At 71.9% G+C, this 15,203-nt stretch carries 2 protein-coding genes; one reads left to right on the plus strand and one right to left on the minus strand.

The window, feature by feature from the left end:
* Positions 1-3: 3 nt before the first annotated feature.
* Positions 4-14,328 carry a hypothetical protein gene (locus ACIF8S_RS28690; RefSeq protein ID WP_400002911.1) on the minus strand — a complete coding sequence of 4,775 codons (14,325 nt, stop codon included), beginning with the start codon at positions 14,326-14,328 and terminating at the stop codon, positions 4-6.
* Positions 14,329-14,425: 97 nt separating this feature from the next.
* On the opposite strand from ACIF8S_RS28690, the gene ACIF8S_RS28695 reads away from it, so the two are divergent.
* Positions 14,426-15,199 (plus strand): DUF5677 domain-containing protein, encoded by a 774-nt coding sequence (locus ACIF8S_RS28695; protein ID WP_400002912.1) that lies wholly within the window; start codon positions 14,426-14,428, stop codon positions 15,197-15,199.
* The last annotated feature ends 4 nt before the right edge of the window (positions 15,200-15,203 follow it).

A 15,203-nucleotide genomic window follows, 5' to 3' on the forward strand; every position in this document is an offset into this window, starting at 1 on the left:
TCCTCATCGTGTGGCGAGCAGGCCAAGAAGGAACGCCCGCAGGTCGTCGTCCTGGTACCAGTCGCCGCTGAACATCGCCTGTACCGATCGGGCGAGACTGTCACCGGTTTCCGGTTGCGTCTGCTGCCGCCGCAGAAGCCTGGCCAGTGCGCTGCGCCGCATCTGGCGGGCGCCGGGCCGGCCGGTGTGGGTGCGGGTGAACCAGTACGCGCGCTGGGCGGCGTCCAGGTCCCCGAGGTGCTGGGCGAGGTGCTGCGCCAGGGCGTGTCCGGCGGTGCCCAGTCCGTCGTCTGCCAAGTCCGCGACCGTGATTCGCTGCCCGTCAGCCTCGTACCGGCCCTGGGTGCCGTTCACGGCCGTCACGCGGCGCGCGGCCGGAGTGTTGAGCCACGCGCGCGGGATGAGGCGCTGTACGCCCCGTACGGCCCGTTCGGCGTCCTGGTCGGTGTCCGGGCCGAACACGATCGCGGCGTTCCCCTCGGGGCCCATGTCGCGGATGTCAGCCAGGGCCGCGGCCACGGCGTCGGGCACCGCGGCGGCGTACCGCGCCCGCAGGTCGGCGTACTCCCGGCGGGCGGTCGACAGCTCAGCGCGGGCCGCCGTGATCTCGACCTCGAGGTCGGGGTCGTCGGGGATGGTCGCGCTGCTGCGTGCGGCCTGCAGGTTGACCAGGCGTCGCTCGCTGGTGGCCACGTAGTCGTCCATGTGCTGCAGCGTGGCGTGCGGGTCGTCGCCGAAGTCGTCGCCCAGTGCGGCGGACAGTCGACGGGTCACGTCCTGGTCGACGTCGCTGCCGGCCGCTCGCAGGGCCGCCATGTGGCGGAGCGCGGTCAGGCCGGGGCCGCCGTCGGCCGCCCGGTCCGGTGCCCACTGGATGCGGTCGGAGCGGTCCGGGAGACGGCCCGCGGTGAGCTGCCCCCACGTCGTCGGCCGCCAGAAGGTGACGCGACGCTGCGACTGCCCGAACCGGCCCGGCTCCGGCATGAGTCCGACCCAGTGGGAGACCCGCGCGGCCAGCGAGTCGCCGTCCGCGTCTGGGAGGTTCACCGCGCGGTGGAGGCGCGCCAGGCGGCGGGACTCCGGCCACTGACGGACGCGGCGGGCCAGGCGCCCGAGGAAGGCCCGCAGTCGGGCCAGGCGCTCCCGGGCGCTGCGGTACTTCTCGGCGATCTTCCGGGCGCCGATCCGTACCAGTTCCGCCAGGCGCTTGGCCAGGCGGATCAGGGCGGCGACGATCCGGGCGAGGAGGCCCGGCCGGCGACCGGCGTCCGGGGAGGCCGCAGCGACCCGGGCGGCGATCCGACGCGCGGTGGCCTGCCGGGTCCCGGCCATGTGCTGGGTGAGGGCGGCCACGATCCGCTCGGCGTCGCCCGGGTCGACGCCTGCGGCCTGGAGCTGCTGCAGGACCGCGTTCACCGCGTCATCGGCGTGCCCGGTGACTGCCCGGGTGATGTCCGGGTCGGCGTCGCCGTCGGTCGTCGACGGGCGGCCGGCGACCTGGTCCGGGATGAGACGCAGCAGGTCCCGGGCGCGGGCCGCCAGGTCCTCGTCGCTCTCGCCGTCCAAGGGCTCGAGGTCGTTGATGGTGCGCAGCGCTGCCCGCACGGTGTCCGCGTGCGCCTGCGCGCGGGTCTCGCGCAGGCGCCGCTGAGCATCGGCGCGGTCCCGGCCGGTGATACCGGCGGCATCGAGCTGCACGGACCCGTCACGACGCACGGCCTGACGGGCATCGCGGAGGGCCTCGTCGGTGAGGCGCTGGGCGATCTGCTCGCGCAGGGCGTGGATGTCGCCGGGCGGCTCAGTACCCGCGATGGCCTCGTCGATGATGCGGGCGACCATGCTGCGGCCGTGGCCGTCGGCGATCCGGTCGACGTCGGACTGCGGTACCTGGTTCGGGTCGCGCGGTGCACCGACCGGCGGGAGGGCCGGGGTGGGCCGGTTCCGGTCGTAGACGTTCACCGCGCGGCCGGCGTGCAGACCGAAGTCGTGCACGTTGCCGTCCTCGTCGATGCCGGTGAGCTGCATCCACCAGCCGTTGCGCTGCGGCTCGCTGATGAGGGTCAGCCGCCGGTGGCCGTTGAACTGGTAGCCGGCGCGGCTGACGGGCGCGTCGATGACGTCGCCGACGCGGAGGTTCCCCGGCTTCACCCGGGCAACGGGCTGCGAGGGCGCGCTCGGAGTATCGGGCGTCTCAGGGGTGTCGGGGGTGTTGGGGGCCTCCGGGGTGTCGACGTCGTCGTCGGGCGGGGTGACGGGCTCCGGCTCGGGCTCCGGAAGCTGCCACACGGGCATGGCTCCGTGGACGATCCGTCGGCGCCACTGCTGGTCTTCGTCCTCGAGGAGGAAGCTGCGGACGCCGCCGGGGCCGTCTTCGGCGTCGATGACGCGGAAGACACGCACCTGGTCGCCGTGGCGCTCGTCGGGCATGGCCACCAGGTCGCCCTCGCCGATCTGCGCGGCGTTGGACGGGCGGGGACGGTTCAGTCCCGGGGGCGGGGTCCGGCCGGCGGCGCGGTCGAGGTGGTCCGCGGCCCGCAGGGCGGCACGGCCCTCGGGCGTCGACGGGTCCGCGGCCTCGCGGAGCTGCGCGGCGAGCGCCGACGCCTGCTCCGGGGTGACGGGAAGGTCCGCGGTGATCCGTACGGCGGCCTGGTGGGCGTCCGGATCGTCGTCCGGGCCTGCGGCGTGGTCGCCGATGACGTCTCGGTCGCCCGCGTCGAGCTCCGGGTCGACGGTCGGCCCGGTGACCGGGGCGATGGGTTCGGGAGCCGGGTGGACGACCAGGTCGTCGTCCGGCTCCGGGGCGTCGTCCGGGCCGAGGTCCGGTGCGCCACCGTCCGGGCCCTGGGCGCGGGAGAACACCGCGCGGGCGTCGACGTCGAGCTCGCCTATCTCGCCGGTGGTGGTGTCGGCGTACTCGATGGTGACGCGGTCTCCGTCGCGGCGGGTCCCGGTGATGGCGGCCGCGGACAGAGTGCCGTCGACGTCCAGGAGCACGACGTCGCCTTCCTTGAGGTCGGCGGCCGCCGGTTCGTCGACGCTGGCCACGGCGTCGGGTTCGGGGACGTCGTCGCGGACTTCCCCGGTGACTCGCAGGTCGCCGGCGCTCCGGGTGATCTTCCCCTGGGCGGTGGCGATGGTGACGTTGTCGCCGTCGATGCCGTCGACGGGGCCCAGAAGGGCGCCGTCTGCGTCGGCGACGACGTCGTTCATGCGGACCTGGCGGCCGTCGGTCGTCCAGCCGTCCGGGCGTACGGCATGGGTGACCGTGAGGGACGTCGGGGTGACGCCGTCCTCGATGTCGTCGTCCCAGCGCACCGACACGGTGGTGTCGGTGGCTCCGGTGACGGTGCCCTCCTGGGTGCGGATACCGCGCACACCCGTGACCGTGCTGCCCGGGAAGAGAGCGCGGCCGTTACGGTCCGCCGGGACCCGGTCCGGCAGGTTGCCGGACCGTACGGAGCTCTGGGCACCGTTGACCGGCGAGCCGGGCGCGACATCGTCCGGCGCCTCAGCGCGCGCGGCGGCGGCGTTGAGCGTCGTGTAGACGTTCCCGGCGGCCCCGGTGCCGTCCGGGTTATCGGTGACCCAGGTACGCCACATCTGCTCGGTGCGGCCGCGGCGGGTGACGTCCACGCGCTGGGGTGCGGTGTAGACGTACCCGGCGCGCTGAACGGTCTTGCCGCGCTTGGTGGTGCCGTCCATGCGGACCATGTCGCCGGGGACCAGGTCCTCAACGCGGGCCCAGTGGGCGGGCTGCCCACCGATCGGCTCCGGGGGTGCTTCCGGGTCGGGGTCAGGGGCGGCCGCCGGCCGGGGGGTGTCCTCCGGGGCGTTCACGGGCGCGGCGCCGGCCGGCGCCGCGGGAGACGGGGCATCGCTGTTGGGCTGCGGCTCGTCGCCGCCCCGGGGCCGCTCCCGGTCCCGGTCACCACCGAGCGCCTCAAGAATGTGCCGCGCCCAGAACTCGCGGGTGTTCAGGTCCTGGCGGGCCTCGCGCTGCTCCCCGCGGGCGGCCTCGGGCAGTGCGTCCCGCAGCCACGCGAAGTCGTCGCGTGCCTGCGCGAGATCCTCCCGCAGGTCCCCGCTGGGAGAGCGCTGGTCACGGAAGGCGTCGACCAGCCCGGACAGTCGGGCGTGACGGTCGCGGGCCTCGTGGCTGTCAGTCAGGGAAGCGGGCAGCTCCGGCAGTTCCCGGGTCATCCCGGCCAGATTGACCGTCACGGTGTCCCAGACGTCATCGCTCGGGTTCGCCGGGTCTGCGGGGCCGTCCTGCAGGGCCCGGACCACCAGGTTGGCGAGGGCGGTGTCACGGCTCCGGGAACGGCTGATCCGGGAGTTGTCCAGCCCGAAGAACGGCCTCGCGTCCCACATCGAGTTGCCGCTGATGCTGCGGATGGTGCCGATCTGCTGGCCGTCGAGCCACACAGACTCGGCTCCGTTGCCGCTGGGCCGAACCTCGGCCCGGTCGGCGAACTCCTGCATCCTGTCGCGCCCGCCGAAGCGGAAGGCCGCTTCGTCTTCGCTCTCAACGGTCATGGCGTTGAACGGCGGTGCGGGAACGACGTCGGCAGCGGTGAAGGAGGCGCTGTCGTCGGCAGCGGTGTCCCCACCCTCGGGCGTGCTGTCCCCGCCGCTGGCGGCGCGACGCTCCTTTTCGTACTCGTCCCCCGCCGCACGATCGTCGTTGCGGCGCTGCTGCTTCCACTCGTTGAAGGTGACGCGGCCGCCGTTGTTGTCGAACCACTCCTGCAGTTCCTCGCTGGCGTACTTGCGCCACCGGTCGCCGGACATGCTGCCGCCGGAGAACAGCTCGGTCTCGCTGACCGAGCCGTTGTACTTGTACTCGCGCGTGAAGAAGTAGCCGTTCGTGAAGTCGATCGCCTGACGGAGCCGGGCCTCGTTCCAGTCGGCGAACTCGGCGTACAGAGCGCGGTCCTTCTCACGCTGCCGGTACTGCGGGTACGTCAGCCGTCCGTGGCCAGGAGACGACTCGTCGCCGTCGAACCAGAGCTTCAGCTCGTCCGAGGCCAGTTCCTTCGCCCGCTTGTTGCTGTATTTACGGCCGGAGAACACATCCCGGGGGTCGACGCCGGCGGCCTCGGCCTCGGGGCTGAGCATCCGGCCCCCGGTGGCCTCCATCGCGGCCTGGAAACGCTCCTCGTCGAGGGCGTCGAACTCGCGGCGCAGTTGCCCGGGACCGTTGGGGGCGGGCTGGGTGACGTCGGTGTCGCCGAAGCGGAGGGCCTCGTCCATGGCGCGGCTGCGCCGCTCGGCGTCCTCGGCGTCCACGGGCGGGGTGTCCGGCACGGCCGCGCGGATCCGCTCGTCGACGTAGCCGTCACGGCGGTCCATCTCCGCCATGACGCGCAGCTCGTCCTCCGGCCCCAGACCGCGCGTGTAGGCGGCCTCGAGGTCCGAGTCGCTCAGGGTGGTGAGATCCTCGGGCAGGTCGAAGGCGCCGCTGCGCTCCTGCTCGTAGTCGTCGCGCACCGCGCGCAGGGCCTGGGGCAGGTTGCGGCCTTCCCCGTCACGCCAGGCGGCCACGCTCGCCGGGCCCCACGGCTCGTGCCAGTCGAAGGGGTCACCGTTGCGGTCGGTGATCTCCTCGAACCGTCCGGCCAGCTCCTGCGCCTGGTCGGGGTCGTCGGACGCCAGGGTGAGACCGGGCAGGTTCGTGCCGTTACGGGCCTGGGCGAAGCGCCACACGGTGGTGCCGTCGTCCTGCTGCTCCGGGTACACCGCCAGGCCACTGTCGGGCGACAGGGCCAGGCCCTCGCGCGACGCCAGGTCGGCCAGGAGGGCGCGTCGCTCGGGGGTGTCCTCCTCCGCAGTGAGCCCGTCGCCGTTCCTCCAGGCGTTGCGCAGGGAGTCGACGTCACGGTGCCGGGGACGCCCGGCGCGAACGCCGTCTTCGCCTCCGTCGCCACTGCCGTCCCCGTCCCCGTCCCCGTCGTCGTTGTCGGAGAAGTCGGGCAGGTTCAGGTGCGGCAGGCCAGGCCCGCCGGGGCCGCCTCCGCCAGGACCGCCGTCGCCGCTGCGGTCACGCCGCCGGCGACGACGCCGGTGCCGATCGTCGTTCTCTTCCTCGCGGTCTGCCGCCGGGGCAGTCTGCTCGTCGTCCTCCCTGTCCGGGCCGTCGCCCTCTTCGTCGTTGTCGCTGTCCTCGGGCGTGCCGGGCGCGCCCGCGCCGCCTCCGTCCGGCGCCCCGTCCGGGTCGGCCGCGCTGCCGTCCGGGTCGCGGTCGCTGTCGCGGCGTCGGCGGTTCTGCTCGTCGTCGCGCTGCTCGTCGTCCTGGCCGCCGCGCTGCTCGTCATCGTTGCCCGGGACGGCTCCGCTCGAGGTCTCCTCCCGATCATCGCCGGGCCCGGTGGAGGTGTCGTCGTCCCGGCGGTCGTCCTGCTCACCGCGGGCCACGCGGGCAGCACGACGGAACCGGTCAGCAGCGAGTTCACCCTGGGGGCCAGCAAGCTCGTACTGCTCCGCCAGTGCATCCATGCGGTCGGCGACGTCGCGCAGCTCCGCGTCACGGTCGTCAGCCGAGTCGGCCCGGCGCAGACGCTCGTCGAGCTCCTGCATCTCCGGCAGCGAGTCGCCACCCACCGCATTCATGCCGTCGCCGAACAACTCCCGGGCGCGCGCCGCCTGGTCGTCGTTGTCCCGGCTGTCCGCATCGCTCTCTCCGGGCCGCGGCCGGCGGAACGCCTCGGGACGGCCGGCCGAGTTCCGCAGGTGCAGGGACCGCACGAGCTGCCTGGTGGTCTTGCCGTGATGGGCGTCTGTGACCTCGGGCGTTTCCTCGGTCCGGACCTGCCACATTGAATCGACCGCGAAGGGGAAGAAGGCGCCGCGGGCGAGCGGATCGGGCTTCGCCGGCTCCTCGACCCGCGCACGCGTCGTCGTACCGGCAGTACGCGGACGCTTCCCGGTCGGACTCGGATCGACGTCCAGGACGGAGATGTCATCCCCGGCCTGCATGTCCGCCGGGTCCACCGGGATCGTGTAGCCGTCCGCCTCCTGCCGGGCGCGCCACTCGTCGTAGTAGGCATCGATCGCATTCGCGCCGCGGAGGTGCCGGGCCGCATCCTGCTGCCAGCGACGGTTGACCCCCTCGGCATCGCCCTGCGCGGCGATGCGCTCGGCGACGGCCCCGCCCAGGGTTTCCCCGTTGGGGCCGCGGAACGATCGCGCGCGTTCTGCCGCACCCGGTGCGTCCCACGGCACGGGGTTGCCATCGGCGTCCCGGACGGCTTCCAGAATCCGCGCCTGTGCGCGAGCGTCGTCACGGTCGAACGCGCGGGCAAGCACCGTCATGGACCCCGGCGCGACGACTGCCCACGAGGCACCGGTGTCGTTGGCGGTCTGCAGGATGGCCAGGCGGCCGCCCTCGGACAGCTCGAGCGTGTCGGTGTCGGCGTTCGTTGCTTTCTGGCTGCGGCTGTTCGCCGGCAGCACCAGGTCGGGGTGCGACGTCGGGTCCAGGTCGCCGCGCTTCCAGCGTTCCCGCACCTCCTCAACGTCCGAGAAGCGGCCACCGCCGGGGACAGCGGCTGTCGCAGGTTCCGGACCGTCCAGGTTCGGGGCATCCGCATCGCGTGCCTCGTCGTCCTCGGGCACGGCAACGATCTTGCTCGGGGGGAAGGCGATCTGCTGGCGCTTGACCTTCCAGTAGCCCTCTCGGCCGTTAGCCGGCCCCTCCACCACGACGTTCATGTGCACGGGCTTGCCGTCGCCGCCGCGTGCAACGATGCGGTAGCGGCCGCCAGGGCGGGGTTGAATGTCGGAACCGTCAACGGCCCGCCAGCCCTCCGGGACGGCCACCCTGGACGCCTTGCGCTGTTCGTCGAGGGTCTCGATCCGGCGCGCCAGGTCAGAGGTGTCCCCCCGCCCGGGGTTGCCTTCTGGCAACTGTTCCACCAGGTCGTTCTCGCGGAGTATCGCGAACTCGCGCCGAACAGTGTCCTTGCCCCTCAGCCGCACATTCGACTCGACCTCAACGCGAACCCTGCCGGTCCTGAGGTGCGTAGCCAGGACGACGCGCCCCACCATGTGCTGCGGCTCGTTGTAGATGGGGTCTGGTTCAACAAGGTGCACCCAGTCCCCGACCTGAACCTCGGACGCGGGCACCATGACGCCGTCGTAGCGCTGCCTCAGCTCCGCGTAGTCGTCGGGCGGCTCCGTCACATCAGGTTGGAAATCAGGGTGCTCGAGCGCCCGCTGGGCCTTGAGGTGGGCTGCCTTCGCCCACGATCGCCTGCTGTATGTCTCATACGGCAGATCCGGGTTCGAGAACTGCTCCTCGAGCCACGCAGTCTCGGCCACGAGGTGGCGGAGATCGCCCTGCAGGACCTCGAACTGTCCCTCCTCAAGTCGACGAATCAGCTCCTGGATGTTGAGCATGCGCCGCTTGTCGTCGATGCCGTCGGAGTGGCGTCGCAGGGTCGCGACGTCGTCTCCGATGTCGCCCATGCGGGTACGCAGCTCCCGCCGCCATGCGGGAGTCGTGTCCGGCTGGGCGCCATTGCTGGCCACCTGGTTGCGGTTCTGCTCCTCACGGGCGCGATCGTCGTTCGCCTGGCGCGCGTCGATGTGGTGCACGAGCGCGGCGGTTGCGTCGGCACGGCTCTTGTACTCGGCGGGCGACGTCTCACCGCCTGCGTTGGTCCACCGCCACTTCCGGGCACGCTGCTGGACGGTGCCGGCGTCGTTGCCATCGACGGTCACCGGGTAAGAGCCGTCGTCGTTCCTCTTGCCGAGCACAGCCCGCGTGAGGGCCGCGTCCCGCTCCTGCTTCTCCTTCTCCCGCTTCTCTCTGTCCTGGCGGGCCACGCTGCGCTTGCGGTTCTCCTCAAGGAGGGCACCGCGGCGGTCAGCGATGTCGAAGGTGGCTTGCTGCGCCTCGACGGTGGGCAGCAGCGGCCCTTCCCCGGTGCGCATGAGGTGCCGCTCCCGCCACTCCTTGAGAGCCCCGAGCTCTGCCTCGATGTCCGCGTCGTCCATGTCTGCCGGGGCCGTCGGCCCGATGGGGGCGTCCGGGACGGTGGCGGGGTTGGTGTTGTTGCGGTCGCCGGGCTGGCCAGGGCGTTGCCAGGCATCCCACTGCTCGGGGGTGAAGCGCTCGATGAGACCGCGCGGCGGCATCGTGACCGTGAGCTGGCCGGCCTCGTTCTCCCACTGCTGCCGGTCGTCGTTCCAGCGGTGCGGCTGGTAGGTGACCAGGGTGCGTCCCTGCTCGCCGGAAGCGGAGGAGGGGCGGCCTCGGAGGGTGCCGTAGTACGGGGCGAGACCTCCCTCGCGGTCGGCGGGGTTCACCGCGTCGAACCGGACGAGTTCGCCGTCCTGGACGTCCCAGGGGTGGAACAGCGTGCCCCCATTGGGGCCGTTTCCCTGGGGCTCCGGTTCTCGCTCGGGCAGCGCGTCGAGCGCGCGGTCCAAGTCCTGGCCCAGCTCGAGCAGGCGCGCGCGTACGTCCCGCGCCCCGTCGGGGTCCGGCAGGAAGTTGCCGAGCAGCCGCCCGGCGATGTAGTCGAGTTGCGCACGGACGCGCCGCAGGTCCTCGCGGTCGTCGCCGGTCGGCGGGTCCCCGGCAAGGATGCCGTCCAGGGACTCCCGGATGTGGGCGTAGTCCGAGCGGATGCGCCGGACCTGGTGTTTGTCCTGGCTGGACAGACCGGCCATCTTCGGCAGGGCCGGAAGCTCGGGCAGCTGGTCGAGAACGGTGCGAGCGGTGCCCGCCTCGTCGACCGGGGTGTCGGGCGTCTCGGGGGCGTCGTCGGCGTTGGCGGGTGCGTCCTCGTTCTCGGGTGCGCCAGAGTCCGGGGCCTCGGGCGCACCGTTGTCGATCAGGTCCGGGGTGCCGAACTCGTCCGTGGGACGGGGCGCGTTCTGGTCCGGGGAGGGCTGCGGCCGCTCGTCTTGGCCGAAGTCGTCCGGGGTCATCTGCTGCCACGGCAGGCCTTCGCCGGCCTCGCTGCGCTCCCGTTCCGGCACTGTGCCCGGCTTGGAGGCGCCGAAGGTGGCGTCGGCGCGCGAGACCTCGATGTCGATGTCCTCGTCGCCGCGACGGCCGGTGATGTGCACCTGGCCCATCTCGCCCCGGCGGACCTCGGAAACCTCGAGCGGCTCCGACCAGCCGGTCACAGTGCGGCCGCGGCCGTTCTCAGCAGGGCCAAGTTCAGGGATGCGGATCGAGTGGCCCGGCTGGACGTCGTCCCACGCCGAGTGCTTCCAGCCCTCTCCGGCCCGCTCGTTGCGGCGGTCGGTGAGCTGGTTGAGCGCGGTGATGGCGGCCGCGCGAGTCGGGTAGGTGCGGGCAGCGCCCCGACCGTCGGAAGGGCTTCGGCCGTCGCGGTCGACGAACAGCCACTTCCCTCGCTTCTCCTGGTAGACGATGCCGATGGGCTCGCCGTCCCGGCCCTGGATCTGCTGGCCCTTCTTTGCGGCGATGCGCTCCGGGTCACGAACAAGCTCAGAGCCGGCGCGGCGCGCAGACTCGTCGCGGCGGCGGGCGTAGGTCCGCTCAGACTGGGTCGTCTGGAGAGCCTGTATGCGGGCCGAGACCTGCCGGCGAACGGTCCGGTTCGCTGGATCGTTGCCCGTGGGCAGGGTGGCAGCGCGCAGCTGCTCAAGTTCTGCCGCGATCTCTGCGTCCCGCATGCGGACCGGGTCGATGGACTGCGGGCGCGGCGTGCCGTCGTCGGCTGGCGCGTCGAGCATCGTCCTGATCTCGTTGCCGCGGCGGCGAGCCAGCACGCTGTCGTACGCCGTCTTCCCACGAGACTGCAGGCGCAGGTTCTTCGGGCCGACAGAGTCGACCGTGTCCCAGTGCCAGCCGGTCCACACCTCGTCGCCCGGCTGGAAGTCGGTGAGTGCCCACGTCCCCGGCGGGGCGTAGTACCGCCCCTTGAGTGCCTCGCGCTGCTCCTCGGTCAGGTCAGGCTTCTCGATGTCCTCCTCGGGGGCCTGGTAGGCGATGTTCTGCCGGTCCAGCCACTCCCTGAGCCTCCGTACGCGCTCCTCGCGCCGGGACAGGGTCCAGTTGCTGGGCAGGTAGAAGAACCGCGGCTGCGTCCGGTCTCGGCTGGCCTTGAAACCCAGGCTCCGCAGCGCCGCGAACTCGGCGTCGCTGACCATGCCGTTCGGCGTGGGGAAGCGGACGACGGTGCCGGTGCCGCTGTGCTCGATGGTGACCTGGTCCGGGACTGCCGCAGGCTCGGTCTCCGCATCCGGCGCGGTGGCGTTCTCCGGCTCCTCCGCTTCCGGGCGGTCGTCCGGTGTTTCGCTCTGCTGTGCGTCTGCTGCCGGGGCGTCGTTCTCGGGTGCGTCGGCGGCCGGAGCGTCCCCCTCAGGGGCGTTGGCGTCGGGTCCGTCGTCCTCGGGGCCGTTCGTCTCGGGTACCTCGGGGGCGTCCTCGTCCGGGTGCAGTACCCGCAGTTCCTTGTCCGCAGCCAGGAAGTGCTCGCGGCCGTCGCCGTCGACGACGCGGATACGGCCGCGCGGGGTGCGCAGCGGCTGCTCCGCCACGGTGTGGGTGCGGCCGTCTGCGTCGACGAACCGGTCGCCGACCTTGAAGTCGGCGGGCTTACGGGACTGCGGCGGGCGCAGCCGGGTGGTGTCGCGGCCCTCGGCGGCGGCGATCATGTCCGGGGTGCCGAAGGCGTCGTCGGCCTGGTCCTCCGGGTTGTTCGGATCGGCGACGAACCGCTGCTGCTCCTCGGGCTCGACGTCGAACAGACCGCCCGGCTCCTCCGCGGGCTGCGGCTTCGGCTTCGGCTCCTCCTTCGGTTTCCGGCCTGCGCGGCGTGCTTCCTCGGCTTCCAGGACCCGCAGGCGGGTGCGGTCGACGCCCGACAGCTCCCCGCCGTTGGCCATCTCCCGCTCCATCAGGGAGACGATCTCGTCGCGGATCTCTCCGTCCTCCATCGTGGACGGGGCCTTGGCATCGTTGGCAGCGGCTGCAGGCGCGTTGACCTCGTCCGGGGTGAGAGTGACCTCGTCCGGGGTGGCCGTCTCGCTGGCGTCAGGGCTCGGCGCCTCCGCGTCTCTCTCGGCCCGCTTCTTCCGTGCCTCCTCGTCTGCGGCGTCGATGCGCTTGGCGTAGTTGTTGTATCCGCGGATCTCGTGCGGTTCGGCGTCTCCACCATCGCCGGACAGCGGCATGGCCTGCAGGAGCAGGTCGTGGTGCACGTCCATCGGGGCGGTCACCTGGAGTGTGCCGTCCTTGCGGCGCTTGGCCTCGGTCAGCGCCTTACGGGTGTCCGGGTCCTTCCCGTCCCAGGTGTCCGGCTCGAGCAGCCATCCCGCGACGGCCGCGGGCATGGTCAGCGTCACCAGGTTGTCCGGGCTCCAGTCGGATTCGAGGCGCTCCTCCTCCGCCGGCTTGTCGCCGCTCGTCTCCGGGGCGGTGGTCTCCGGGGTGTCCGTCTTCTTCTGCTTCTTCGCCCTGATCGCGCGGGAGTCAGCTTCGAACCGGTCGGCGTTGTCGTCCAGGCGTGTCTCGAGACGCTGGAGCGCCTGCTGCAGGTCTCGGCCGAGGTTCTCGGTGTCGAGGTCGTCGAGCGCGGTCAGAGCACCGCGCATCGCCTCAGCGTTCTGGTGGTAGCCGTCGGCGCCCTTGGGAGAGTCGGTGACGTTCTGCATGTGCTGCGCCAGGGCGCGGAACTGCTCGGGTGCTCCGTCCGGCCACTGCCTCTTGGCGAGCTCGTCGACGTCGGCCCAGTCCTTGAGGATCGCGGCGGCCGCGCGCTTGGCGTCGGTGCTGTTGGGGTGCTGCTGCATGCGGGTGAGGGCGTCGCGCTGCACGTCCTCGGGGTGGCGGCGGGACCGCGGGATGACGTTCATCGTGTCGCCGGGGCTGGCGCCGAACTGTTCGGTCTCGCGGCGGCCGCCGAGGCTGCGGGTGGTGAAGGTACGGCCTCCCGGGTAGCGACGCACCTCCGTGACGACGTGCCCGAACTGCCCGCCCGCGACGATGTCACCGACGCGGACCCGGTCGGCTCGGACCTTCTCCGGGGCGAAGCCCTCGGTGTGCCCCGTCACCGTGTACTGCTTGGGGGCGCGCATGAGTCGCACGCTCTCCCCGGACGCCATGACCGAGCGGTCCGGGCCGGTGAGGGTGACGTCGAGCAGCGCCGTCGACCGGCCGGAGCCGTAGTCGTAGGTCGGGGCGACAGTGCCCTCTACAGTGACCGTGCCCGGCTTGCGCTGGTCGCGGGTACTCTCCGGCCACTCGATGTCTGCGCTGCGGACGGTGACCTGCACCCGGTCACCCGGCTTGAGGTCGCGGGGGCTCACGGTCTTCGCGGAGGAGTCGCCGGCCGGGGCGGCACTGTCCTGGGTCTTGCGGGAGGTGTCGAACTCCTGTCGGGCCCGCTGGATGGCGGCCTGGATGTTCTCGCCCTTGGTCGAACGCCAGGTGCGGGCGGCCTGGTCGAGCTCCGGGTCGGAGAAGTCGAACCCCGGGGGTGGCCCAACCTTCCGCTTGGCGCCCTCGGTAGGAGCGGTGACCGCGAGGTGCCGGGCGAACTGCTCGGCCTCTTCCGCAGTGGCGAAGTCGCCAGCCATGTCCATGCGCTGCCCGGTGCCGGTGGCCGTCAGGGACCACCGTCCGTCGTCGTTGCGCAGGATGGCCAGCGCACCGTCATGGGTGGTCAGCAGCTCGTCGTCACCTGCGACGGACCGCAGGAACTGCGCCATCTCAGGCTTCTGGCCGGGACGCTCGGCCAGCTCGAGGAAGTGCCGGCGAACGGCTGCGCGGTCCGGGAAGCGCGTAGGCCCGTGCACCTTATTCGGCAGGGCGCCGATGTTGATGGGGTGGTTGCCGTCTTCGGGCTCGTCCTGGTCGTCGTCCTCGCGGGGGCCGACAGGGTCGTCGTCGTCACCGATCGGGCGGCCGCGGTCGTCGACGTCGTGCGGGTCGTCGGGGGTGTCCGGGTCGCCGTCGTCGTCCCCAGCCACGCCGTTGCCGCGGCGCGGGTCCTTGCGGCGCTTCTCGTCCTCCTCCTGGACCTTGTCCTCGTTGTCCGTGGGCGCAGAGCCGTCGGGCCGGGACACCATCGACACCCACTTCGCGCTGGTGGTGTGCCGTCGGCCGCGGAATTCGTTCGGGCCGCTCTGGTCCTGGACCAAGATGCGGTCGTGCGGGAGCGCGCGGACGACACGCGCGAGCTTGCCGCCCCACAAGCGGACCGTTCCGCCGGTCTCGATGAACCTGCCCTTGCTGTCACGGGGATGCAGGGCGGGGTTCCACTTACGGCGGGCGGCCTTGACCTCGAGGTCGTCACTCGGGTCCTGCAACTCAGCGTGCGCAGCAGCGGGGCGATTCAGCATGGCGCGGACCATGCACACCGCACCTGCTTAACGTCGCGTCGTAGACGGTGGATACTCGGCTGCTTTGCTGACCCCTCGCCGCGTAGCGTGCGCTGCTATGACCTTCGCTTACAAGCCGGACGAGAAGACCGCGAAGAGGGTGCGCGCCATCGTGCCCAAGCTGACCGCCGGGGCCACGGATGCCCTGCGCGTTCAGAAGCTGGAGTCGGCAGAAATATCCATGTCCGTCTTCGCGGTGCTCGCCGGGTGGTGGCGGTTCGCCAACCGCACCGCCGACGCCATGCTCGCGCTGTACGACCAGGGGTTCACCGTGGAGGTGACGCCCTTGATGCGCAATCTGGTGGGCCACGCGTACGCCATCAACTGGCTCGCAGACCACGGAGAGGCCGGCTACCGGGCGCTCATGGACGAGTCGCACAGGTCGCGCAAGAACCTGCTCGAGAACCTTGAGCAGGTGGGTTGGGAACTGCCCGAGGAAGTCGAGCTGGAGGCTCCCGACTTCGGTTTCACCACGCCCGACCAGAAGAAGGAGCACGACCGGCGAGTCGGCGAGCTGCGCACCTTCCAGAACATGGTGACGGCCTACGGCTCCCCGATGTTGTATCCGGTGTACCGGAACCTCTCGGCATACGCCCACACCACCGACCTGACCGCCTCGGCCTTCGTGTCCAAGGTGACCGACGACGAGGTGGTGCTGCACGAAACTTCCCACGCGGACCGGCTCGCAGACCTGTGCTGGATGCCGGTTCCGCTGCTCCAGGCAGCGAGCGTGATGAGTCCGCTCCTGCAGGGCGATCCGATGCGGAAGCTGATCAGGGAAGCGAGCAGGGATCTCGGCCTCCCGGAGGACCTGGCCCCGCGGCGCCCGTGACCGA

Source organism: Streptomyces sp. NPDC085937, from assembly GCF_044540535.1.
Taxonomy (GTDB): Bacteria; Actinomycetota; Actinomycetes; order Streptomycetales; family Streptomycetaceae; genus Streptomyces.